The following is a 20,403-nucleotide window of genomic DNA, read 5'->3' on the forward strand; positions in this document are numbered from 1 at the left end:
CTCGTGCGGCGGGCGCATCACTCGGGGCTGGTCAACCGGCTCAGGGAGTTCAGCGGGATCATCAGCCAGTGCGGACGGTTCCGTGCCTCGTAGACGCACTCGTAAACCGCTTTGTCGGCCTCGAACGCCCGAAGGAGTGGTGATCCACCGCACGGGTCGAGGCCGCTGGCCGCGGAGTACCCGTCGCAGTACGCCGCCCGGTTGCGGGCTGCCCACTCCTGCGCCCGGTAGGCCCGCTGGGCGTCGTCGGGCTGCTCGACCAGCATGTGGCGGGCCGCGTAGTCGAAGCTGCGCAGCATGCCGGCGACGTCGCGGAGCGGGCTGTCGAGCTCGCGGCGGGAGGCCAGCGGCCGGGCCGGTTCCCCCTCGAAGTCCAGCACGATCCAGCCGGTGGCGGTGCGCAGCACCTGCCCCAGGTGCAGGTCGCCGTGGATCCGCTGGCGGACCACGGGCTCACGGCTGCGCGCCACCTCGGCGTACAGCGACCGCAGCCCGTCGGCCTGCTCTGCCAGCTGGGGAACGATCTCGATGGCGGCCGTCAGCCGCTCGTCCATCTGGGCGGCTGCCGCGGCGTACCAGTCGTCCCCGGCCGGCTCGGTCGGCAGCACCTGCGCCATGTCGGCGTGCACCGAGGCGGTGGCCGCGCCGAGCCGCTCGCTGTCGGCGGCGAAGTCGCCCCCGACCTCGTCGGCGTGCAGGTCGCCTTCCATGTAGAGGTCCCGCACGCTCGCGGTGGCCAGCCGCCACCCGTCGCTGGCGTTGGGCACGAAGGTCTGCAGCATCGCCACGGTCGCCGGCGGGTTGGCCGGGTCGGGGTCGTCGATCTCGATGTGGCCGAGCAGCGGCGCGATGTGCGGGTTCTCGGTGCGGCGCAGCGCGTCGTGGACCTCGACGTCGGGGTTGAGCCCGGGCTCCAGCCGGCGGAACAGTTTGAGGATCGCCTCGGAGCCGTAGATGAGCGACGTGTTGCTCTGCTCGCCGGAGACGATGTCGCCGGGCAGCCCCTCGGGGATGTAGGCCACCCCGGCCGGGTGGAAGTGCATGGGGCCGACGGTGGAGGCGTTGACCAGGTGGATCAGCCACGACGCCGTCGCGTCGCGGTCGCGCATGGCGTCGTAGGCGTAGGTCTCCCGGCCGTCACCGGCCACCGCGCCGACGAAGGCGGACTCCAGGTCCTCGGCCGGGTGGTCGCGCCACGACAGCGGGACGAGGTAGGTCTCGGAGGGGCCGTCGGCGTAGGTGACCCGGACCCGGTGCACCGACAGCACCGGGTCGCTCCGGTCGAGGAGGAAGCCGTCCTCGCTGATGTCGGTCCACTCCCGGCCCTTGCTGCCGAACCACCGCTGGTGCGGCATCCAGTCGCGGAGCAGGTCGGTCAGGGCGCTCATGAGGTCTCTCCCTGGTCGCGGGTGTCGCTGTCGCCCGGGATCTCCCTGCCCTCGGAGACCGGGGCGGCGCTGACCACGCCGGCGGCCAGCAGCGAGTCGGCGACCGAGCTGGACGTGGCGCTCTCCCAGTCCTCGTGCTCGTCGGCGGGTGCCTCGGCCGGCTTGGCCAGCTCGAACCAGTAGAAGCCGTGCCCGGCGAGCGTGAGCATGTAGGGCAGGACGCCGATCTGCGGGAACTCCACCCGCCCGGTGAGCTCGATCGGCGTGTAGCCCTCGAACTGGCGCAGGTCGAGCTCCACCGGCTGCGGGAAGCGGGACAGGTTGTTGACGCAGAGCACCACGTCGTCGCCGAACCGGCGCACGAAGGACAGCACCGTCGGGTTGCGCGAACCGATCTCCTCGAACGAGCCGAGGCCGAAGGTGGGGTGCTCGTTGCGGACCTGGATCATCCGGCGCAGCCACTGCAGCAGCGAGTTGCTGTTGCGCAGCTGCGACTCCACGTTGGTGACCTGGTAGCCGTACACCGGGTCCTGGTTCAGCGGGAGGTACATCCGCTGGGGGTCGGCGGTGGAGAAGCCGCCGTTGCGGTCCGGCGTCCACTGCATCGGCGTGCGGACGCCGTCCCGGTCACCGAGCCAGATGTTGTCGCCCATGCCGATCTCGTCGCCGTAGTAGAGGACCGGCGACCCCGGCAGGGACAGGAGCAGGGCGTTGAACAGCTCCAGGGTGTTGGTGTCGTTGTCCAGCAGCGGGGCCAGCCGCCGGCGGATGCCGATGTTGGCCTTCATGCGGGGGTCCTTGGCGTACTCGTCCCACATGTAGTCGCGCTCTTCGTCGGTGACCATCTCGAGCGTGAGCTCGTCGTGGTTGCGCAGGAAGACGCCCCACTGGCAGTTGTCGGGGATGTCCGGCGTCTGGGCCATGATCTCCGAGATGGGGAAGCGCTGCTCCCGGCGCACGGCCATGAACAGGCGCGGCATCACCGGGAAGTGGAAGGCCATCTGGCACTCGTCGCCGTTCTCGCCGAAGTACTCGACGACGTCGGCCGGCCACTGGTTGGCCTCGCAGAGCAGCACGCGGTCGGGGTAGTCGGCGTCGACCACCTTGCGCACGTGCTTGAGGAACTCGTGGGTGCGCGGCAGGTTCTCGCAGTTGGTGCCCTCCTCCTCGAAGAGGTAGGGCACGGCGTCGAGGCGGAAGCCGTCGATGCCCAGGTCCAGCCAGAAGCGCAGGGCGTCGATGATCGCCTCCTGCACCTTCGGGTTCTCGAAGTTGAGATCCGGCTGGTGGGAGAAGAAGCGGTGCCAGAAGTACTGCTTGCGCACCGGGTCGAAGGTCCAGTTCGAGCTCTCGGTGTCGACGAAGATGATGCGGGCGTCGGCGTAGCCGGTGTCGTCGTCGGCCCAGACGTAGAAGTCCCCGTAGGGGCCGTCCGGATCGCTGCGGCTGGCCTGGAACCAGGGGTGCTGGTCCGAGGTGTGGTTCATGACGAAGTCGATGATCACGCGCATGCCGCGGGCGTGGGCCTCGGTGAGGAACTCGCGGAAGTCGTGGATGTCGCCGAACTCGGGCAGGACGGCGGTGTAGTCGCTGACGTCGTAGCCGCCGTCGCGCAGCGGTGAGGCGAAGAACGGGGGCAGCCAGAGGCAGTCCACGCCGAGCCACTGCAGGTAGTCCAGCCGGTCGATCATGCCGCGGATGTCGCCGACGCCGTCGGCGTTGCTGTCGGCGAAGCCGCGCACGAGGACTTCGTAGAAGACGGCGCGCTTGAACCACTCCGGGTCCGTGCCGGGCGGCGGGAGCGCGGAGCGGCTGTCGGGGAAGTCAGGGACGGGAACGGTCATCGGGAGAGACAGACCTCGATCGGTTCGCGGGCGGTCGGCGGGCTAGGAGACGGGCGGCGGGAACTGGACCTGCCGCGGGAAGGAGACCGCGAAGACGTGGGCCGGCTCCCGGTAGGGATCGAGCTCCAGGTAGTTGAACTGGCCCCAGTCGTAGTGGGCGCCGGTGAGCTCGTCGGTGACCCCGAACCGCTCGTGCCAGTCCAGCCCGAGAGCCGGGAGGTCCAGCGACGTCGTCCCGATCTGGGTGTTGTGGCTGGACAGGTTGACCACGACCAGGACCGCGTCCTGCGACCCCGGGTCCGTCTTGGAGAAGCACAGCAGGTTCGGGTTGTCGACGGCGTGGAAGTGCAGCGTGCGCAGCTGCTGCAGCGCCGGGTGCGCGCGGCGGACCTCGTTGAGCCGGCGCAGGTAGGGCGCGAGGCTCCTGCCGGAGGCCTCGGCGGCGTCCCAGTCGCGCGGGCGCAGCCGGTACTTCTCGCTGTCGAGGTACTCCTCGCTGCCCGGCTTCACCGCCACGTGCTCGAAGAGCTCGAAGCCGGAGTAGACGCCCCACGTCGGGCTCATCATCGAGGCCAGCACGGCGCGGATCTTGAACATCGGCGGGCCGCCGAACTGCAGCGACTCGTGCAGGATGTCCGGGGTGTTCACGAAGAAGTTGGGCCGCATGTAGTGGCTGTTGGTGGCCAGCTCGCGGCCGTACTCCTCGAGCTCGCCGCGCTCGGTCCGCCAGGTGAAGTACGTGTAGGACTGGGTGAAGCCGATGCGGGCCAGCTGGTGCATCATCGCCGGCCGGGTGAAGGCCTCGGCGAGGAACAGCACGTCGGGGTGGCTCTGCTTGACGTCCCAGATGATCCAGTGCCAGAAGTTCAGCGGCTTGGTGTGCGGGTTGTCGACCCGGAAGATCTTCACGCCCGCGTCGATCCACACCTGGAGCACCCGGCGGCACTCGGCGTAGATGCCCTCGGGGTCGTTGTCGAAGTTGACCGGGTAGATGTCCTGGTACTTCTTCGGCGGGTTCTCCGCGTAGGCGATCGTGCCGTCGGGCTTGGTGGTGAACCACTCCGGGTGGGCCTGCACCCACGGGTGGTCGGGCGCGGCCTGCAGCGCGAAGTCCAGCGCCACCTCCATGCCGAGCTCGCGGGTGCGGTCGACGAACGCCCGGAAGTCCTCCATGGTGCCCAGCTGGGGGTGCACGGCGTCGTGCCCGCCCTCGGCGCTGCCGATCGCCCACGGGGAGCCGACGTCGTCCGGGCCGATCTCGTGCGGGTTGCCGCCGGGGAACTCCCGGGAGTTCGGGCCCTTGCGGTTGACGGTGCCGATGGGGTGGATCGGCGGCAGGTAGACGACGTCGAACCCCATCTCGGCCACCGCGGGCAGCCGGTCGGCGGCCGTGGCGAAGGTGCCGTGGGTGGGCTGCCCGCCGACGACGGGGCCCTCCGACCGGGGGAAGAACTCGTACCAGGACCCGTACAGGGCCTCCCGGCGGTCCACCCACACCTCGTAGCGGGGCGACCGGGTGACCAGCTCGCGGACCGGGTGCTCGTGCAGGTAGCGCTGCAGCCCCGCCGCGAGGGCCGGGGCGATGCGGACGGTCAGCTCCTGCGAGGTGTCGCGGAGGGCCGCTGCGGCGGCCGTGACCCGGCCGCGCCACTCCTCGTCGGCGACCTCCGCCACGCGGTCGAGCAGCCGGGCACCCTCCTCGAGGTCGTTGGCGAGCTCCTCGGGACCCTGGCCGGCCTCGACCTTCACCTCGACGGCGTGCCGCCAGGTGGCCAGCGGGTCGCTCCACGCCTCGACGCAGTAGGACCAGCGGCCCTCGCGGTCGGGCACCACGGTGGCGAGCCAGCGGTCGGGCTCCGGCGGGAGCTTCGCCATCCGGACGAAGGGGGCGGTGGCGTCGTCCTCGCCCGGCGCGGTCCACACCACGTTGGCGGCGACGGCGTCGTGGCCCTCGCGGAAGACGGTGGCCGTGACGGGCAGGTGTTCTCCCACCACCGCTCGGGCGGAGAACGTCCCGCAGGACACGACGGGGGCGACATCGGAGATGCCGAGGCGGAGGTCAGCGCGGCCAGTCATCGGCGACCACGCTATCGAGGTCACGCCCCACCAGCACCTCGACCACGATCGTGCCCCGTGCGCCTCACCCGTCGGGGCGGGAGGGCAGGTCGGCGGGAAGTTTCCGTCGTGGCCCTGTCGGGGCGCCGTCTGCTGGTTAGTCTCGGCCGGTGCGTGCTCTTCGTCGGTTCACCGTCCGTGCGGCGCTGCCCGAACCCCTGACCCCCCTGTCCCAGCTCGTGATGAACCTCCGGTGGTCCTGGCACCCGGAGACGCGCGATCTCTTCGAGACCCTCGACCCCGAGCTCTGGGACCGCTGCGGCGGCGACCCGGTCCGGGCGCTGGGGGAGGTGTCGGCGGAGCGGCTCGCCGAGCTGGCCAAGGATCGCCGGTTCGTCCGGCGCCTGCAGGACGCGGTCGACGACCTCGACGAGTACCTGGCGACGCCGCGCTGGTACCAGTCGCTCGGCGCGGAGGCGCCGAAGAGCATCGCGTACTTCTCGGCGGAGTTCGGCATCACCGAGGTGCTGCCGCAGTACTCCGGTGGCCTGGGCATCCTCGCCGGCGACCACCTCAAGGCGGCCTCCGACCTCGGCGTCCCGCTGATCGGCGTCGGGCTGCTCTACCGGGCCGGCTACTTCACGCAGGGCCTGTCCGCCGACGGCTGGCAGCTCGAGCACTACCCCTCCCTCGATCCGCACGGGCTGCCCGTGAAGCTGCTCCGCGAGCCCGACGGCTCCGCCGCGGTGATCACCGTCCCGCTGCCGGAGGGCCGCACGCTGCACGCCCACGTCTGGCGGGCCCAGATCGGCCGGGTGTCGCTGCTCCTGCTCGACACCGACATCGAGGAGAACGCGCCGGCGGAGCGGCTGGTCACCGACCGGCTGTACGGCGGGGACGAGGACCACCGGCTCCGCCAGGAGATGCTGCTGGGGATCGGCGGCGTCCGCGCCGTGCGCACCTACTGCGGGCTCAGCGGCACCCCGCTGCCCGAGGTGTTCCACGCCAACGAGGGGCACGCCGGGTTCCAGGGCATCGAGCGGATCCGCGAGCTGACCGAGGCGCACGGGCTGTCGTTCGGGGAGGCGCTGCAGGCGGTGCGCGCCGGCACCGTGTTCACCACCCACACCCCGGTGCCCGCGGGGATCGACCGCTTCCCCAAGGCCCTGATCGAGCGCTACTTCGCCGGCTTCGGCGTGCCGCTGCACGACCTGCTCGTGCTGGGCGCCGAGGAGGACCCGGCGAAGTTCAACATGGCGCACATGGGCCTGCGCCTGGGTCAGCGCGCCAACGGCGTCAGCGAGCTGCACGGCCACGTCAGCCGCGGCATGTTCAGCGACCTCTGGCCGGGCTTCGACGAGGGGGACGTGCCGATCGGCTCGATCACCAACGGCGTGCACGCCCCGACGTGGACCGCGCGCGAGCTGGTCGAGATGGGTACCCAGACCTCGAGCCAGGGGGACCCGGTCACGGTCGACGGGCCGGTGCACTTCGACGGGGTCGACAAGATCCCCGCCGACGCGCTGTGGAGCATCCGGCGGACGCTGCGCTCGAGGCTGGTCGAGGAGGTGCGCCGGCGGGTCCGGGAGACGGCGCTGTCCCGCGGGGCCACCGAGGCCGAGGTGGGCTGGACCGACAGCGCCTTCGACCCCGACGTCCTCACCATCGGCTTCGCCCGCCGGGTGCCCTCCTACAAGCGGCTGACCCTGATGCTCCGCGACCCCGCGCGGCTCAAGGCGCTGCTGCTGGACCCCGAACGGCCGATCCAGCTGGTCATCGCGGGCAAGAGCCACCCGGCCGACGACGGCGGCAAGAAGCTGATCCAGCAGATGGTGGAGTTCGCCGACGACCCGGAGATCCGGCATCGCATCGCCTTCCTCCCCGGCTACGACATCGGCATGGCCCGGTACCTCTACTGGGGCTGCGACGTCTGGCTGAACAACCCGCTGCGCCCGCTGGAGGCGTGCGGCACGTCCGGCATGAAGGCCGCGCTCAACGGCGGGCTCAACCTGTCCATCCGCGACGGCTGGTGGGACGAGTGGTTCGACGGCCAGAACGGCTGGGCGATCCCGACCGCCGACGGCGTGACCGACGCCGATCGCCGCGACGAGGTGGAGGCGCGGGCGATCTACGACCTGCTGGACAACCAGGTGCTGCCCCGGTTCTACGAGCGCGACCGGTCCGGCGTCCCCGGCCGCTGGGTGGAGATGGTCCGGCACACCCTCCGGGAGACCGGGCCCAAGGTGCTGGCCACCCGGATGGTGCGTGACTACGTGCAGGCCCTCTACGTGCCCGCGGCGGGCTCCGCGCGCGACATGGCCGGCGACGGCTACGCCCCGGCGCGCGAGGAGGCGGCCTGGCGCTCGCACCTGCTGGCGAACTGGCAGCACGTCCGCGTGGCGCACGTCGAGGCGACCGGCGCCGGCGACACCCCGGAGATCGGGTCGACGCTCGCGCTGCGCGCCGAGGTGGAGCTGCCGGGGCTCACCCCGGGGGACGTCGAGGTCCAGGCGGCCTACGGGCGGGTGGACGACGCCGACGGGCTGCACGACGTGACCAGCATCCCGATGGAGCACGAGCACACCGACGGCTCGCGGCACTGGTTCACCGCCACCGTCCCGCTGGAGCGGACCGGTGCATTCGGTTACACCGTGCGAGTGCTGCCGCACTCCGGGCGGATGGCCGATCCGGCCGAGCTCGGTGTGGTGAGCAGCGCATGAACGGTGTGCAGCAGGCACGTGCACCACGCGAGTCCCATGCACCTCGCGGAACGTGGTGATCGTCCGGCGTGGCGGGGTCGCGGGGAGGGCGAGAGGCCGTACCGATCAGTAGGCTGGAGGCCATGCCTGACCGCTGCGAAGTGCTCCCCGGAGATTCTGTCGTCGCCCGCCGCGGCGGCGGGCTGCTGTGGGTCGACGCTCCCGGCTCGCCCGCTCTCGTCGCCGCCCTGCACGCCTGCCTCGGCGTCTCGGGTCCCGGCGCCGACCGCGTGCTCGCCGCCGTTGCCGGCCAGGTGGGTTCGCTCGCCCACGGCGCCGCCTCGTTCGCCCTGGTGATCGCCGACACCCAGGGGGGCGCCGGCACCGGGGTCGCCCTGTGGTCGGGGAAGGGTCAGCCCGCCGTCGACGGCGTGCCGGTCTCCGGCTCCGCGGTCGAGGGCGGCACCCTCGCCTCCGGCTTCCAGCTCGGCCAGACGCTCTACGTCGGTCCGGGGCAGGCCGCGCCGCAGATGCCCCCGGGGGTCGCCTTCGACCTCGTCGAGGGCACCGTCCCGGGGTCGGGCGCCATGTTGCAGCTGGCCGCGCACGCCCCGTCGTCGTCCTCGGCCGTGCCCGCGTCCACCCCGTCGGCCTTCACGGCGGGCTCCGACGCCGGCTTCGGGTCGGGTGCCGGCCGGGAGAGCGCCGCGCCGGACTCCGGCGAGCAGACGGCCTTCTGGCGCCCGGACAAGGCGTCGGCTCCCGTGCTGCGCTTCGACGACGGCATGGTCGTCACCGTCGACGAGGACATCGTGCTCGGCCGCCGCCCGGACAACCACGAGATGGTGACCAACGGTGGCGCCCGGCCGGTGCCGATCGCCGACACCCAGAACGTGCTGTCCTCCGCGCACGCCGCCCTGCAGCGCTCGGGCAGCGAGGTCTCGCTGGTCGACCTCGGCTCGCTCAACGGCACGCACGTCGCCGGCCCCGAGGCCACCGAGTGGACCCAGCTCGAGCCCGGGGTTGCCCACCCGCTCTCCGACGGTGACCGCCTCCTGCTCGGCTGGACCGTCATCACGTTCGAGCAGCCCACCGACTAGCAGGTCGAGCTCTGCACCACAGAGGCCCAGAACCCGCCGGGTTCTGGGCCTCTGTGGTTCGACCCCGCGTCATGGCCGGCGCAGGACTCGCAGCAGCCAGACGCACCGGCCGGGGAGCTCGACCTGGCCGGGCGCGACGATCGTCGTCTCCGGCGGGGCGCCGGTGGCGTACTCCGTCGACACCACGAGCTCGTAGCCGTCGGCCCACGGCGGCCCCGGGAGCCGCACGGTGACCGGCTCCGGCCCGGCGTGCAGCTGCACCAGGTAGGAGTCGTCGACCACCGGCCGGCCGTGCGCGTCGCGGTGCCGGATGCCGCGGCCGTCGAGGTACATGCCGAGCGTCTGCAGACCGGTGTCGAACCAGGCCTGGGTGGACAGCTGACCGCCGTCGGGGGCGAACCAGGCGAGGTCCCGGGTGCCGCCGGTGCCGGGGATCTCGTGCCCCTCGAAGAACGCCTCCTGCCGGAGCACGGGCGCCGAGCGCCGCAGCCGGACCAGGCGGCTGACGAACGCGCGCAGGTCACCGTCGACCTCCGCCCAGTCGATCCAGGAGAGCTCGTTGTCCTGGCAGTAGGCGTTGTTGTTGCCCCGCTGGGTGCGGCCCAGCTCGTCGCCGGCGGTGAGCATCGGCACGCCGGTCGAGACCAGCAGCGTCGTCAGCAGGTTGCGCACCTGCCGGTCGCGCAGTGCGCGCACCTCCGGGTCGTCGGTGGGCCCCTCGACGCCGCAGTTCCAGCCGCGGTTGTGGCTCTCGCCGTCCCGGTTGTCCTCGCCGTTGGCCTCGTTGAGCTTCTGCTCGTAGGTGACCAGGTCGCGCATCGGGAAGCCGTCGTGCGCGGTCACGAAGTTGACCGACGCGAACGGGCGACGGCCGTCGGAGCGGTAGAGGTCCGACGAGCCGGTCAGCCGGTAGGCGAGATCCCGGACGCCGACGTGCGCCCCGGACCAGACGTCGCGCACGGTGTCGCGGTACTGCCCGTTCCACTCCGTCCAGGGCGGGGGGAAGTTGCCCACCTGGTAGCCGCCCGGGCCGACGTCCCAGGGCTCGGCGATGAGCTTGACGGTGCTGACCACCGGGTCCTGGTGGACGACGTCGAAGAAGGCCGACAGCCGGTCGACGTCGTGCATGGAGCGGGCCAGCGCGGAGGCGAGGTCGAACCGGAAGCCGTCGACGTGCATCTCGGTGACCCAGTAGCGCAGCGAGTCCATGAGCAGCGCCAGGACGGCCGGACGGCGCACGTCGAGGGTGTTCCCGCAGCCGGTGTAGTCGGTGTAGCGGGACCGGTTGCCGCCGTCGAGCCGGTAGTAGCCGCCGTTGTCGATGCCCTTGAACGACAGCGTCGGGCCGGTGTGGTCACCCTCCGCGGTGTGGTTGTAGACGACGTCGAGGATCACCTCGATGCCGGCGGCGTGCAGCTCCTTGACCATCGTCTTGAACTCGGTGACCTGGCCGCCGCCGCTGCCCGAGGAGCTGTAGGCCGCGTGCGGGGCGAAGTAGCCGAGGGTGTTGTAGCCCCAGTAGTTGGTCAGCCCGCGGCGCAGCAGGTGCGGCTCGCTGACGAAGTGGTGCACCGGCAGCAGCTCGACGGCGGACACCCCGAGGGCCTGCAGGTGCTCGACGAACGCCGGGTGGGCGAGGCCGGCGTAGGTGCCCCGCAGGTGCGGCGGCACGTCCGGATGGGTCGCCGTCGCCCCCTTGACGTGCACCTCGTAGATCACCGTGTCCGACCAGGGGGTGCGCAGCGGGCGGTCGCCGTCCCAGGGGAACGGGTCGTGCACGACGACGCCGCGCGGCACGTACGGCGCGGAGTCGCGGTCGTCGCGGGTCGTGCTGTCGACCGCGTCGCCCGGGTAGCCGAACAACGCCGGGTCCAGCGAGAGCTCGCCGTCGACGGCGCGGGCGTAGGGGTCGAGCAGCAGCTTGGCCGGGTTGTGCCGCAGCCCCGCCGCCGGGTCGTACGGGCCGTGCACCCGGTAGCCGTAGCGCTGCCCGGGCCCGACGCCGGGGACCCGGCCGTGCCACACCTGGTGGGTCGTCTCCTCCAGCCGGGAGCGGTGCTCGGTGCCGTCGGTGTCGAAGAGGCAGAGGTCCACCGCGTGCGCCCCGGCCGACCACAGGGCGAAGTTCGTGCCGGTGCCGTCCCAGACCGCGCCGAGCGGCGTGGGGCTGCCCGGGAGCACCTCGCGGCCGCGCTCGGTGCCGGTGCGGTCGGTCGCTGGTCGGCTCATGGCGCGATCGTGCCAAGGAAGCGGGCGATGCACGCGCAGGTGGCCGCCACGATGTTGGTTGGATGGGGGGCGTGTCGAACACAACCGCCGGTGAGGCCGTCGTCGGGATGACCGGGGTCGACGTCGTCCGGGGTGACAACCACCTCCTGCGCGGCGTCGACTGGACCGTCGAGGCCGATCACCGGTGGGTGGTCCTCGGCCCCAACGGGGCGGGGAAGACGACGCTCCTGCAGCTGGTTGCGGCCCAGCTGCACCCCACCCGGGGCGAGGTGCGGCTGCTGGGCGAGACCCTCGGTGCGGTCGACGTCTTCGAGCTGCGCCCGCGCATCGGGCTGACCAGCGCCGCGCTCGCCATGCGGATCGCGCCGTCGGAGAAGACCGGGGACATCGTCGTCTCGGCCGGTTACGCCGTGGTCGGCCGCTGGCGGGAGCAGTACGACGTCCACGACCTGACCCGTGCCGGGATGCTCATGGAGCAGTGGGGCGTGGCGCAGTACGCGCACCGGCCCTTCGGCACGCTGAGCGAGGGCGAGCGCAAGCGCACCCAGATCGCCCGGGCGCTCATGCCCAACCCCGAGCTGCTGCTCCTGGACGAGCCCGGCGCCGGCCTCGACCTCGGCGGCCGGGAGGACCTCGTCGCCCGGCTGTCGGACCTGGCGAGGTACCACTACGCGCCGGCGCAGGTGCTGGTCACCCACCACGTCGAGGAGATCCCGCCCGGGTACACCCACGCGCTGCTGCTGCGCGGGGGAGAGGTGGTGGCCTCCGGTGCCGCGGGCGACGTCCTCACCGCCGAGGCGCTGTCGGAGACGTTCGGCCTCTCCCTCTCGCTCAGCCGGACCGACGGCCGCTTCACCGCCCGCCGCGCGACCTGAGACACGATCCCGTCCCCTCTCACCGCTCGCACACTGGCGACGAGCCGCTGGCCGGGGCCTTAGGGTGCCTCCCATGGCTGATCCGGAATTCGTGACCCTGCAGGTGGAGGACGGGGTCGGCACCATCCGCCTCGACCGGCCCAAGATGAACGCGATCGACGAGCAGCTGCACCGGGAGGTGCGGGCCGCGGCCACCGAGGCGGGCGAGCGTGCCGACGTGCGGGCCGTGGTGATCTACGGCGGTGAGCGGGTCTTCGCCGCGGGCGCCGACATCAAGGCGATGTCCCGGCTCGACGCCGCCGGCATGGCCGAGTGGGGCGCCGAGCTGCAGACCTCGTTCCGGACGGTCGCGCAGATCCCCAAGCCGGTCATCGCGGCGATCACCGGCTACGCCCTCGGCGGCGGCTACGAGCTGGCGCTGTGCGCCGACTTCCGGGTCCTCGGCGCCGGCGCCAAGATCGGCCAGCCGGAGATCCAGCTGGGCATCATCCCGGGCGCCGGCGGCACCCAGCGCCTCGCGCGGCTGGTGGGCCCGGCCAAGGCCAAGGACCTCGTCTTCACCGGGCGCCACGTCGGTGCCGAGGAGGCGCTGGAGATCGGCCTGGCCGACGCCGTGGTCCCCGACGACGAGGTGCACCCCACCTCGGTGGCCATGGCGCGGAAGTTCGCCGCCGGCCCGCCGCTGGCCCTCGCGGCGGCCAAGCGGGCGATCGACGGCGGGCTCGACGGCTCCCTCGACGAGGGGCTGGCCCTGGAGACCCGGCTGTTCGCCGGGCTGTTCGACACCGAGGACCAGAAGACCGGGATGAGCTCCTTCCTCGAGAACGGCCCGGGGAAGGCCCAGTTCACCGGCCGCTGAGGCGCGCACCGAGCCTTCATCCGACGTTCGTGTGCCGTAACCGCCCCTGACCGGGTCGGGTCGGCCACAATCGCGACGCCGGCCGCCCGGCGCCGGCTCCGGCGCCGGGCAGGTACGGCACCACTTCAGGAGGACACGTGCGACGAACCACCCTGCGGACCGCGGTCGCGGTCGTCACCGCCGGGCTCACCCTCACCGCGTGCGGTTCCGACGACGGCGGCGGTTCGGGCGGCGGCAGCGGGTCGGACGCCGCCACCGCCACCTCGGCCGAGGACTTCGGCGGGATGGATGCGCTGATCGAGGCCGCGCAGGAGGAGGGCGAGCTCAACGTCATCGCCCTGCCCCCGGACTGGGCGAACTACGGCGAGATGCTCGAGACCTTCAGCGAGAAGTACGGCATCGAGATCAACAGCGCCAGCCCGGACGGGTCCAGCCAGGACGAGCTCAACGCCGTCGAGAGCCAGCGGGGCCAGGACCGCGCACCCGACGTGCTCGACCTCGGCACCGCCTTCGCCCGGCAGGCGCAGGCACAGGACCTGCTCGCGCCGTACAAGGTGGAGACCTGGGAGGAGATCCCGGAGAACCAGAAGGACCCCGAGGGGCACTGGTTCAACGACTACGGCGGCTTCATCTCCATCGGCTGCAACGCCTCGGTGGTCGAGACGTGCCCGACCACCTTCGCCGAGCTGCTCGACCCGCAGTACGCCGGTCAGGTGGCGCTCAACGGCGACCCGACGCAGGCCGCGGCGGCGTTCAGCGGCGTCTGGGCGGCGTCCCTCGCCAACGGCGGCAGCCTGGACGACATCGGGCCGGGGATCGACTTCTTCACGCAGATCAAGGACGCGGGCAACTTCAACCCGGTCGAGATCACCCCGGCCACCATCCAGAGCGGCGAGACCCCGATCTCGATCGACTGGGACTACCTCAACGCGTCGTTCACCGAGACCTTCGCCGAGGAGGGCGTCGAGTGGCAGGTCGCCGTCCCCTCCGACGGTGTCTTCGGCAGCTACTACAGCCAGGCCATCAGCAAGTTCGCGCCGCACCCGGCCGCGGCCCGGCTGTGGCAGGAGTTCCTCTACAGCGACGAGGGCCAGAACATCTGGCTGGCGGGCGGCTCCCGCCCGGTCCGGCTGCCGGACATGGAGGAGGCGGGCACCGCCGACGCCGAGGCCCTGGCGGCACTGCCGGAGGTCGAGGGGGACGTCGAGTTCCCGACCGACGAGCAGCAGACGGCGGCGCAGGCCGTCGTGGCCGAGCGCTGGAACGCGGAGATGTCCGGCTGAGCACCGCATCCCAGGACGCCAGCACCGGGTCGCCCGCCGCGCCGGTCCCTCGCAGGAGGGGCCGGCGCGGCCGCGCGCTCGTGCTCCTCGGCGCGCTCCCGTTCTTCCTGTACGTCGCGGTGTTCCTGCTGCTGCCGATCGGCGTGCTCGCGGTCGAGGCGTTCCGCGCTACCGATCCGGTCACCTTCGAGGAGACCTGGTCGACCGACTCCGTCCGGGCGATCACCGAGGGCCCGTACCGGCGCGCGTACGTCGGCAGTCTGCAGCTGTCGCTGATCACGGCGGTCCTCGGCGCCGTGCTGGGTCTGGCGCTGGCGGTGGCCATCCTCCGCGCGCGGCGGGGCCGGCTGCTGCGCCGGCTCGTGCTCACCGCGTCCGGCGTCCTGGCCAACTTCGGCGGGATCCCGTTGGCGTTCGCGTTCATCGCCACGATCGGCACCAGCGGGGTGGTCACCGCCCTGCTGACCGACACCCTCGGGCTCGGGCTCGGCGGGTTCACGCTGTACTCCATGGCCGGCCTCGCGCTGGTCTACCTGTACTTCCTCATCCCGCTGATGGTGCTCACGATCATCCCGGCGCTCGAGGCCCTGCGGCCCCAGTGGCGGGAGGCGTCGGACAACCTCGGGGCCACCGGCTGGCAGTACTGGCGGCACGTCGGCGGACCGGTGCTCGCACCACCGGTCATCGGCGCCACGATGCTGCTGTTCGCCTCGGCCTTCGCCGCCTACGCCACCGCGGACGCGCTGGTCGGCAGCACCGTCCCGCTGGCTCCGCTGCAGATCGCCAACGCGCTCTCCGGCGACGTCCTCGTCGGCTCGGAGAACCGGGGCAAGGCCCTGGCGCTGGGCATGGTCGTCCTCGTCGGCCTGGTGATGGTGTTCTACGCCTGGGTCCAGCGCCGCACCCAGCGGTGGCTGGCATGACCGCCCTCGCGGAGGCCGTCGCCGGCGCCGGCGGGGTGGCCCCGGGGACCCCGGCCCGGCGCGGGCGACGGGGCGCGGGGGCCTGGCGCTACGCCGTCCTGATCGTCCTGGGCGTGTACTTCCTCGTGCCGATCGCCGCGTCGGTGTGGTTCACCATCCGGGAGCGCGACGGCGTCTCGCTGGAGACCTACGCCGAGATCCCCGGCGCCGAGGGCTTCGCCGAGGCCTTCACGCGGTCCCTGGCGCTCGCCGGCCTGACGGTCGTCATCGCCCTGGTCCTCATGGTCCCGACCGTGGTGCTGGTGAACCTGCGGCTGCCCCGGCTGCGGACGACGGTCGAGCTGCTGACCCTCATGCCGCTGATCCTGCCGCCCATCGCGCTGGTCGTCGGGGTGCGCAGCGTGCTGGCGTGGGCGCCGGACTACTTCTTCGGGACGCCGCTGGCCGAGGCGTTCTTCGCGCTCCAGGAGCCGGCGCTGCCCTGGATCCTGGTGTTCGTCTACGTCGTCCTGGCGCTGCCCTTCGTCTACCGCGCCCTCGACGCCGGCGTCCGGGGGGCCGACCTGCGCACCCTCACGGAGGCCGCGCGCAACCTGGGGGCGTCGTGGCCGCGGGTGCTGGTGTCCGTCGTGCTGCCGGTCCTGCGGACGTCGGTGCTCAACGCCTCGTTCCTCACCCTCGCCCTCGTGATGGGGGAGTACACGATCGCCGTGATCCTGGGCTTCGAGACCTTCCCGACGTGGATCGTGCGGATCTCGGGGTCGCAGCCGCAGCTGTCGGTCGCCGTCTCGGTGCTGTCGCTCGTCGTCACCTGGCTGCTGCTGCTGATGATCTCCGCGCTGGACCGCCGGCGCGGCACGAAGGAGAGCACATGACCGCCGTGTCCGCCCCGGCCACGGGGCCGGCCGACCTGCGCGGGCGTCCCGGCGTGCCCATCCGGCTCGACGGGCTGACCCGCCGGTACGGGTCGGTCGTCGCCCTCGACGGCCTCGACCTCGACATCGCCGGTGGCGAGTTCCTCGCCCTGCTCGGCCCCTCCGGCTGCGGCAAGACGACGGCGCTGCGGGCGATCGCAGGGTTCGACGTCCCGGACGCCGGCCGGGTGCTGGTCGACGGCCGCGACGTCACCGGCGTACCGCCCAGCAAGCGGGACATGGGGATGGTGTTCCAGGCCTACAGCCTGTTCCCCAACCTGACGGTCGCGGAGAACGTCGCGTTCGGGCTGCGGGTCCGGCGGCGGCCGCGGGCGGACCAGACCGCCCGGGCGGCCGAGCTGCTGGAGCTCGTGGGCCTGGCCGACCGCGCCACCCGCTACCCGCACCAGCTCTCCGGTGGTCAGCAGCAGCGCGTGGCGCTGGCCCGCGCGCTCGCGGTGGCCCCGCAGGTGCTGCTGCTCGACGAGCCGCTGTCGGCGCTCGACGCCCAGGTCCGGGTGCAGCTGCGCGAGGAGATCCGCCGGATCCAGCTCGAGCTCGGCATCACCACCGTGTTCGTCACCCACGACCAGGCCGAGGCGCTGTCGGTCGCCGACCGCGTGGGCGTGATGCGCGACGGCCGGCTCGAACAGGTCGACACCCCCGACGAGCTGTACGAGCGGCCGGCGACGGCGTTCGTGGCGGAGTTCGTCGGCACGATGAACCGCATCCCGGCGCGGCGCTCCGGCGGCGAGGTGGAGCTCCTCGGGGTGCGTCGCCCCGCCGCCGGGGCGGCCCCGCCGGCGGAGGACCTGGTGGCGCTGGTCCGCCCCGAGGCGCTGGTGGTGACGGCGGACCAGGCCGGCGCCGCGCGGGTCGTGACGCGGACCTTCTCCGGTGCGGTCACCCGGGTGCTCGTCGCCCTCGCCGGCGGCGTGGAGGTGCGGGTGGACGTCGCCAGCGCGACCAGCGGCGACCTCACGCCCGGGAAGGCGGTCACCGTCGTCCCGGCCGAGCGGCCCGTGCTCGTCGTCCCGGAGGAGCCGGCATGACGGCGGCCGGTGACGTCGACCGCTCGGACCCGGCGGGCCGGGCCTGGGTGGACCGGGCCGTCGCCCTCGTCGAGGCCGATGCCCGGCGCAGCGCCGACACGCACCTGCTGGTGTACCCGCTGCCGCCCGAGTGGGGGGTCCAGCTCTACCTCAAGGACGAGTCGACCCACCCCACCGGCAGCCTCAAGCACCGGCTGGCCCGCTCGCTGTTCCTGTACGGGCTGTGCTCCGGGCAGATCACCGAGGGCAACACGGTGGTCGAGGCCTCCAGCGGGTCGACGGCGGTCAGCGAGGCGTACTTCGCGCGGATGCTCGGGCTGCCGTTCGTCGCGGTGATGCCCGCCTCCACCAGCCCGGAGAAGGTCGAGCTCATCGAGTTCCACGGTGGGCGCTGCCACTTCGTCGACCGGGCGCCGGACATCTACGAGGAGGCCCGCAGGCTGGCGGCCGAGTGCGGTGGCCACTACCTCGACCAGTTCACCAACGCGGAGCGGGCCACCGACTGGCGGGGCAACAACAACATCGCCGAGTCGATCTTCGACCAGCTCCGGCTGGAGCGGCACCCGCTGCCGGAGTGGGTCGTCGTCGGGGCCGGGACCGGGGGGACGAGCGCGACGATCGGCCGGTACCTGCGCTACCGGCGGCTGCCCACCCGCCTGGCCGTCGTCGACCCGGAGGGGTCCTCCTTCTTCCCGGGCTGGCGGGACGGCGACCCGGGGACGGCGACCGGGCGGTCCTCGCGCATCGAGGGGATCGGCCGGCCGCGGGTGGAGCCGTCGTTCGTGCCGACCATCGTCGACCGGATGATCTGCGTCCCCGATGCGGCCTCCCTGGCGGCGATCCGCGAACTGGAGCGGACGACCGGACGGCGGGCGGGCGGATCCACCGGCACGAACCTCTGGGGCGCCTTCCGGCTGGTCGCGGAGATGATCGCCGCGGGCCGCACCGGCAGTGTGGTCACCCTGCTGTGCGACGGCGGGGAGCGGTACGCCCACACCTACTACTCCGACGCGTGGGTCGCCGACCAGGGCCTCGACCTGGCCCCGCACGCCGGCACACTGGCCCGCTTCGCGACGACGGGGGAGTGGCGGCACCCCACCTGACGGGGTCGGGTGATGCGCGTCACCGGCCCCTCGGCCCGCTCCCGCGTTACCAGCCAGTAACCTCCATGATCGGAGCCAGGCGGGCCCTCGTGCCCGCGTCCTGAACGCGTCCTGAGGAAGGTCAGCGCGATGAACATCGTCGTTCTTGTGAAGCAGGTCCCGGACTCCGGCAGCGAGCGCAAGCTGGACCCGGCGGACAACACCGTCGCCCGCGCCGCGGCCGACAACGTCATCAACGAGATGGACGAGTACGCCATCGAGGAAGCGCTGCTGGTGCGCGACCGGGAGGGCGGCGAGGTCACCGTGCTCACCGTCGGCCCGGACTCGGCCACCGACGCCATCCGCAAGGCGCTGTCCATGGGTGCCGACAAGGCCGTGCACGTCGTCGACGAGGCGATCCACGGGTCGTGCGCCGTGCAGACCTCGGCGGTCATCGCCGCGGCCCTGCAGCAGCTGGAGTACGACCTCGTCCTGTGCGGTGCGGAGGCCACCGACGCCCAGCTGTCGGTGATGCCGGCGCTGCTGGCCGAGCGGCTGAACATCCCGCAGCTGTCCGGTGCCCGCAAGCTCACCATCGAGGGCGGCATGGCGAAGATCGAGCGGCAGACCGACGGCGGCTACTGGGCCGTCGAGGCGCCGCTGCCCGCGATCGTCTCCACCTGGGACACCATCAACGAGCCGCGCTACCCCTCCTTCAAGGGGATCATGGCCGCGAAGAAGAAGCCGGTGGAGACCAAGTCGCTCGCCGACCTGGGCCTGGACGCCGGCAGCGTGGGCCTGGCGAACGCCACCAGCAAGGTGCTCGACTTCGCCGGCCGCCCGCCGAAGGGCGAGGGCGTGAAGGTCACCGACGAGGGCGACGGCGCGCAGAAGTTCGTCGACTTCCTCGCCAGCCAGAAGATCGTCTGAGTAAGGCCCGGGTCCGCAGACCGATTGCAGAGGAGACGAACTAGTTATGGCAGAGGTACTGGTTCTGGCCGAGCTCGACCCGGCCGGCGGCGGCGTCCGCAAGACGACCCTGGAGGCCCTGACCGCGGCCCGCGCGCTCGGTGAGCCGTCGGCCGTCGTCCTGGGCGCGCCCGGCACCGCGGCCGGCGTCAAGGACGCCCTGGCCGAGTACGGCGCGGCGAAGGTCTACGTCGCCGAGTCCGACGACGTCGAGGGCTACCTCGTCGCCCCCAAGGCCGAGGTCCTGGCGCAGCTGGTCGCCGACAAGTCCCCGGCCGCCGTCATCATCCCGTCCTCCCCGGAGGGCAAGGAGATCGCCGGCCGGCTGGCCATCAAGACCGGCAGCGGCTTCCTGACCGACGTCACCGAGATCGCCGCCGACGGCACCGCCACCCAGGTGGCGTTCGCCGGGGCGACGATCGTGCACTCGCAGGTGACGGTCGGCACCCCGATCTACACCCTGCGCGGCAACTCGGTCACCGCGGAGCCGGCCCCGGCCGCCGCCGCCGAGGAGCCGGTGTCGGTGTCGGTGTCCGACGCCGCCAAGCTGGCCACGGTCACCGACCGCGTCGTCGAGCAGAAGTCCAGCCGGCCCGAGCTCACCGAGGCCTCGATCGTGGTCTCCGGCGGCCGCGGTGTGGCCAGCGCGGAGAACTTCGCGATCATCGAGGGCCTGGCCGACTCCCTCGGCGCGGCCGTCGGTGCCTCCCGCGCCGCGGTGGACTCCGGCTTCTACCCGCACAGCTTCCAGGTCGGGCAGACCGGCAAGACCGTCTCGCCGCAGCTCTACGTGGCCGTCGGCATCTCCGGGGCGATCCAGCACCGCGCCGGCATGCAGACCTCGAAGACGATCGTGGCCATCAACAAGGACCCCGAGGCCCCGATCTTCGAGCTGGCCGACTTCGGCGTCGTCGGCGACCTGAACACCGTCGTCCCCGCCGCGACGGAGCAGATCACCGCCCGTAAGTGAAGGACCCCGTCCTCCTCACCGCTCGCGAGCTCGCGGTGAGCCTCTGGACGGGGCCGTTCCGGCACGTCACCTGAGCGCCGGTCCCCGGAAGGGGGCCGGCGCTCGACGCGTCGCCGGCCCCGGTCGCCGCGACCCATCCGAGCGGACCCGTGAAAACGCCG

Annotated in this window: 15 protein-coding genes; 11 read left to right on the plus strand and 4 right to left on the minus strand. The window is 72.5% G+C overall.

The annotated features are described in order from the left end of the window. Nucleotides 1-17 precede the first annotated feature (17 nt). The 3 genes from BM142_RS08375 to BM142_RS08385 are packed head-to-tail and all read right to left on the minus strand — an operon-like array spanning nt 18 to nt 5,308. The gene (locus BM142_RS08375) at nt 18-1,388 is read right to left on the minus strand and encodes a maltokinase N-terminal cap-like domain-containing protein (RefSeq protein WP_092196320.1); all 1,371 of its coding nucleotides are present in this window, start codon (nt 1,386-1,388) and stop codon (nt 18-20) included. Then, nucleotides 1,385-3,232, minus strand: coding sequence for a maltose alpha-D-glucosyltransferase (gene treS / locus BM142_RS08380; protein ID WP_175527163.1), 1,848 nt, complete (start codon nt 3,230-3,232; stop codon nt 1,385-1,387). Before treS ends, BM142_RS08375 begins: the two co-directional genes overlap by 4 nt. Before the next feature lie 42 nt (nt 3,233-3,274). Continuing rightward, a complete protein-coding gene (locus BM142_RS08385; RefSeq protein WP_092196321.1) occupies nt 3,275-5,308 on the minus strand; it encodes an alpha-1,4-glucan--maltose-1-phosphate maltosyltransferase in 2,034 nt (677 codons plus the stop codon). A 149-nt stretch (nt 5,309-5,457) separates the two neighbouring features. Between BM142_RS08385 and glgP the strand changes: the two genes are divergently transcribed. Together glgP and BM142_RS08395 are read left to right on the plus strand one after the other, a co-directional pair. Next, nucleotides 5,458-8,007, plus strand: a complete 2,550-nt coding sequence (gene glgP, locus BM142_RS08390) for an alpha-glucan family phosphorylase (protein ID WP_092196322.1) — start codon at nt 5,458-5,460, stop codon at nt 8,005-8,007. A 122-nt stretch (nt 8,008-8,129) separates the two neighbouring features. After that, on the plus strand, nt 8,130-9,086 hold the full coding sequence (locus BM142_RS08395; protein WP_092196323.1) for an FHA domain-containing protein: 957 nt from the start codon (nt 8,130-8,132) through the stop codon (nt 9,084-9,086). Nucleotides 9,087-9,155: 69 nt separating this feature from the next. On the opposite strand, the gene glgX is transcribed toward BM142_RS08395, so the two are convergent. Then, nucleotides 9,156-11,315, minus strand: a complete 2,160-nt coding sequence (gene glgX / locus BM142_RS08400; RefSeq protein WP_092196324.1) for a glycogen debranching protein GlgX — start codon at nt 11,313-11,315, stop codon at nt 9,156-9,158. Nucleotides 11,316-11,377: 62 nt separating this feature from the next. On the opposite strand from glgX, the gene BM142_RS08405 reads away from it, so the two are divergent. The 9 genes from BM142_RS08405 to BM142_RS08445 all read left to right on the plus strand — a co-directional run bounded on the left by BM142_RS08405 (nt 11,378) and on the right by BM142_RS08445 (nt 20,242). Beyond that, nucleotides 11,378-12,190, plus strand: a complete 813-nt coding sequence (locus tag BM142_RS08405) for an ABC transporter ATP-binding protein (RefSeq protein ID WP_092196325.1) — start codon at nt 11,378-11,380, stop codon at nt 12,188-12,190. A 73-nt stretch (nt 12,191-12,263) separates the two neighbouring features. Continuing rightward, nucleotides 12,264-13,049: an enoyl-CoA hydratase/isomerase family protein gene (locus BM142_RS08410; RefSeq protein ID WP_092196326.1), complete on the plus strand. Its 786-nt coding sequence runs from the start codon at nt 12,264-12,266 to the stop codon at nt 13,047-13,049. A gap of 137 nt (nt 13,050-13,186) precedes the next feature. Continuing rightward, complete coding sequence (locus BM142_RS08415; RefSeq protein ID WP_092196327.1) at nt 13,187-14,332, plus strand: ABC transporter substrate-binding protein; 1,146 nt, start codon at nt 13,187-13,189, stop codon at nt 14,330-14,332. A gap of 80 nt (nt 14,333-14,412) precedes the next feature. Next, complete coding sequence (locus tag BM142_RS08420) at nt 14,413-15,255, plus strand: ABC transporter permease (RefSeq protein WP_175527164.1); 843 nt, start codon at nt 14,413-14,415, stop codon at nt 15,253-15,255. After that, nucleotides 15,252-16,130, plus strand: coding sequence for an ABC transporter permease (locus BM142_RS08425; RefSeq protein ID WP_217640640.1), 879 nt, complete (start codon nt 15,252-15,254; stop codon nt 16,128-16,130). Before BM142_RS08420 ends, BM142_RS08425 begins: the two co-directional genes overlap by 4 nt. After that, the gene (locus BM142_RS08430) at nt 16,127-17,221 is read left to right on the plus strand and encodes an ABC transporter ATP-binding protein (protein WP_092196328.1); all 1,095 of its coding nucleotides are present in this window, start codon (nt 16,127-16,129) and stop codon (nt 17,219-17,221) included. Before BM142_RS08425 ends, BM142_RS08430 begins: the two co-directional genes overlap by 4 nt. After that, nucleotides 17,218-18,324 (plus strand): L-cysteine desulfhydrase Cds1, encoded by a 1,107-nt coding sequence (gene cds1 / locus BM142_RS08435; RefSeq protein ID WP_092196329.1) that lies wholly within the window; start codon nt 17,218-17,220, stop codon nt 18,322-18,324. The genes BM142_RS08430 and cds1 overlap by 4 nt, the downstream gene beginning before the upstream one ends. A gap of 129 nt (nt 18,325-18,453) precedes the next feature. Continuing rightward, the gene (locus BM142_RS08440) at nt 18,454-19,233 is read left to right on the plus strand and encodes an electron transfer flavoprotein subunit beta/FixA family protein (protein WP_092196330.1); all 780 of its coding nucleotides are present in this window, start codon (nt 18,454-18,456) and stop codon (nt 19,231-19,233) included. A 46-nt stretch (nt 19,234-19,279) separates the two neighbouring features. Beyond that, nucleotides 19,280-20,242, plus strand: a complete 963-nt coding sequence (locus tag BM142_RS08445; RefSeq protein ID WP_092196331.1) for an electron transfer flavoprotein subunit alpha/FixB family protein — start codon at nt 19,280-19,282, stop codon at nt 20,240-20,242. Nucleotides 20,243-20,403 lie beyond the last annotated feature (161 nt).

The organism is Blastococcus tunisiensis (assembly GCF_900112815.1).
Taxonomy (GTDB): domain Bacteria; phylum Actinomycetota; class Actinomycetes; order Mycobacteriales; family Geodermatophilaceae; genus Blastococcus_B; species Blastococcus_B tunisiensis.

Coding starts and splice junctions, on each gene's coding strand:
- cds1 (WP_092196329.1), top strand. CDS start 17,218: ATGACGGCGGCCGGTGACGTCGACCGCTCGGACCCGGCGGGCCGGGCC.
- BM142_RS08440 (WP_092196330.1), top strand. CDS start 18,454: ATGAACATCGTCGTTCTTGTGAAGCAGGTCCCGGACTCCGGCAGCGAG.
- BM142_RS08410 (WP_092196326.1), top strand. CDS start 12,264: ATGGCTGATCCGGAATTCGTGACCCTGCAGGTGGAGGACGGGGTCGGC.
- BM142_RS08425 (WP_217640640.1), top strand. CDS start 15,252: ATGACCGCCCTCGCGGAGGCCGTCGCCGGCGCCGGCGGGGTGGCCCCG.
- BM142_RS08375 (WP_092196320.1), bottom strand. CDS start 1,388: ATGAGCGCCCTGACCGACCTGCTCCGCGACTGGATGCCGCACCAGCGG.
- glgX (WP_092196324.1), bottom strand. CDS start 11,315: ATGAGCCGACCAGCGACCGACCGCACCGGCACCGAGCGCGGCCGCGAG.
- BM142_RS08430 (WP_092196328.1), top strand. CDS start 16,127: ATGACCGCCGTGTCCGCCCCGGCCACGGGGCCGGCCGACCTGCGCGGG.
- BM142_RS08405 (WP_092196325.1), top strand. CDS start 11,378: ATGGGGGGCGTGTCGAACACAACCGCCGGTGAGGCCGTCGTCGGGATG.
- BM142_RS08385 (WP_092196321.1), bottom strand. CDS start 5,308: ATGACTGGCCGCGCTGACCTCCGCCTCGGCATCTCCGATGTCGCCCCC.
- BM142_RS08445 (WP_092196331.1), top strand. CDS start 19,280: ATGGCAGAGGTACTGGTTCTGGCCGAGCTCGACCCGGCCGGCGGCGGC.
- treS (WP_175527163.1), bottom strand. CDS start 3,232: ATGACCGTTCCCGTCCCTGACTTCCCCGACAGCCGCTCCGCGCTCCCG.
- BM142_RS08395 (WP_092196323.1), top strand. CDS start 8,130: ATGCCTGACCGCTGCGAAGTGCTCCCCGGAGATTCTGTCGTCGCCCGC.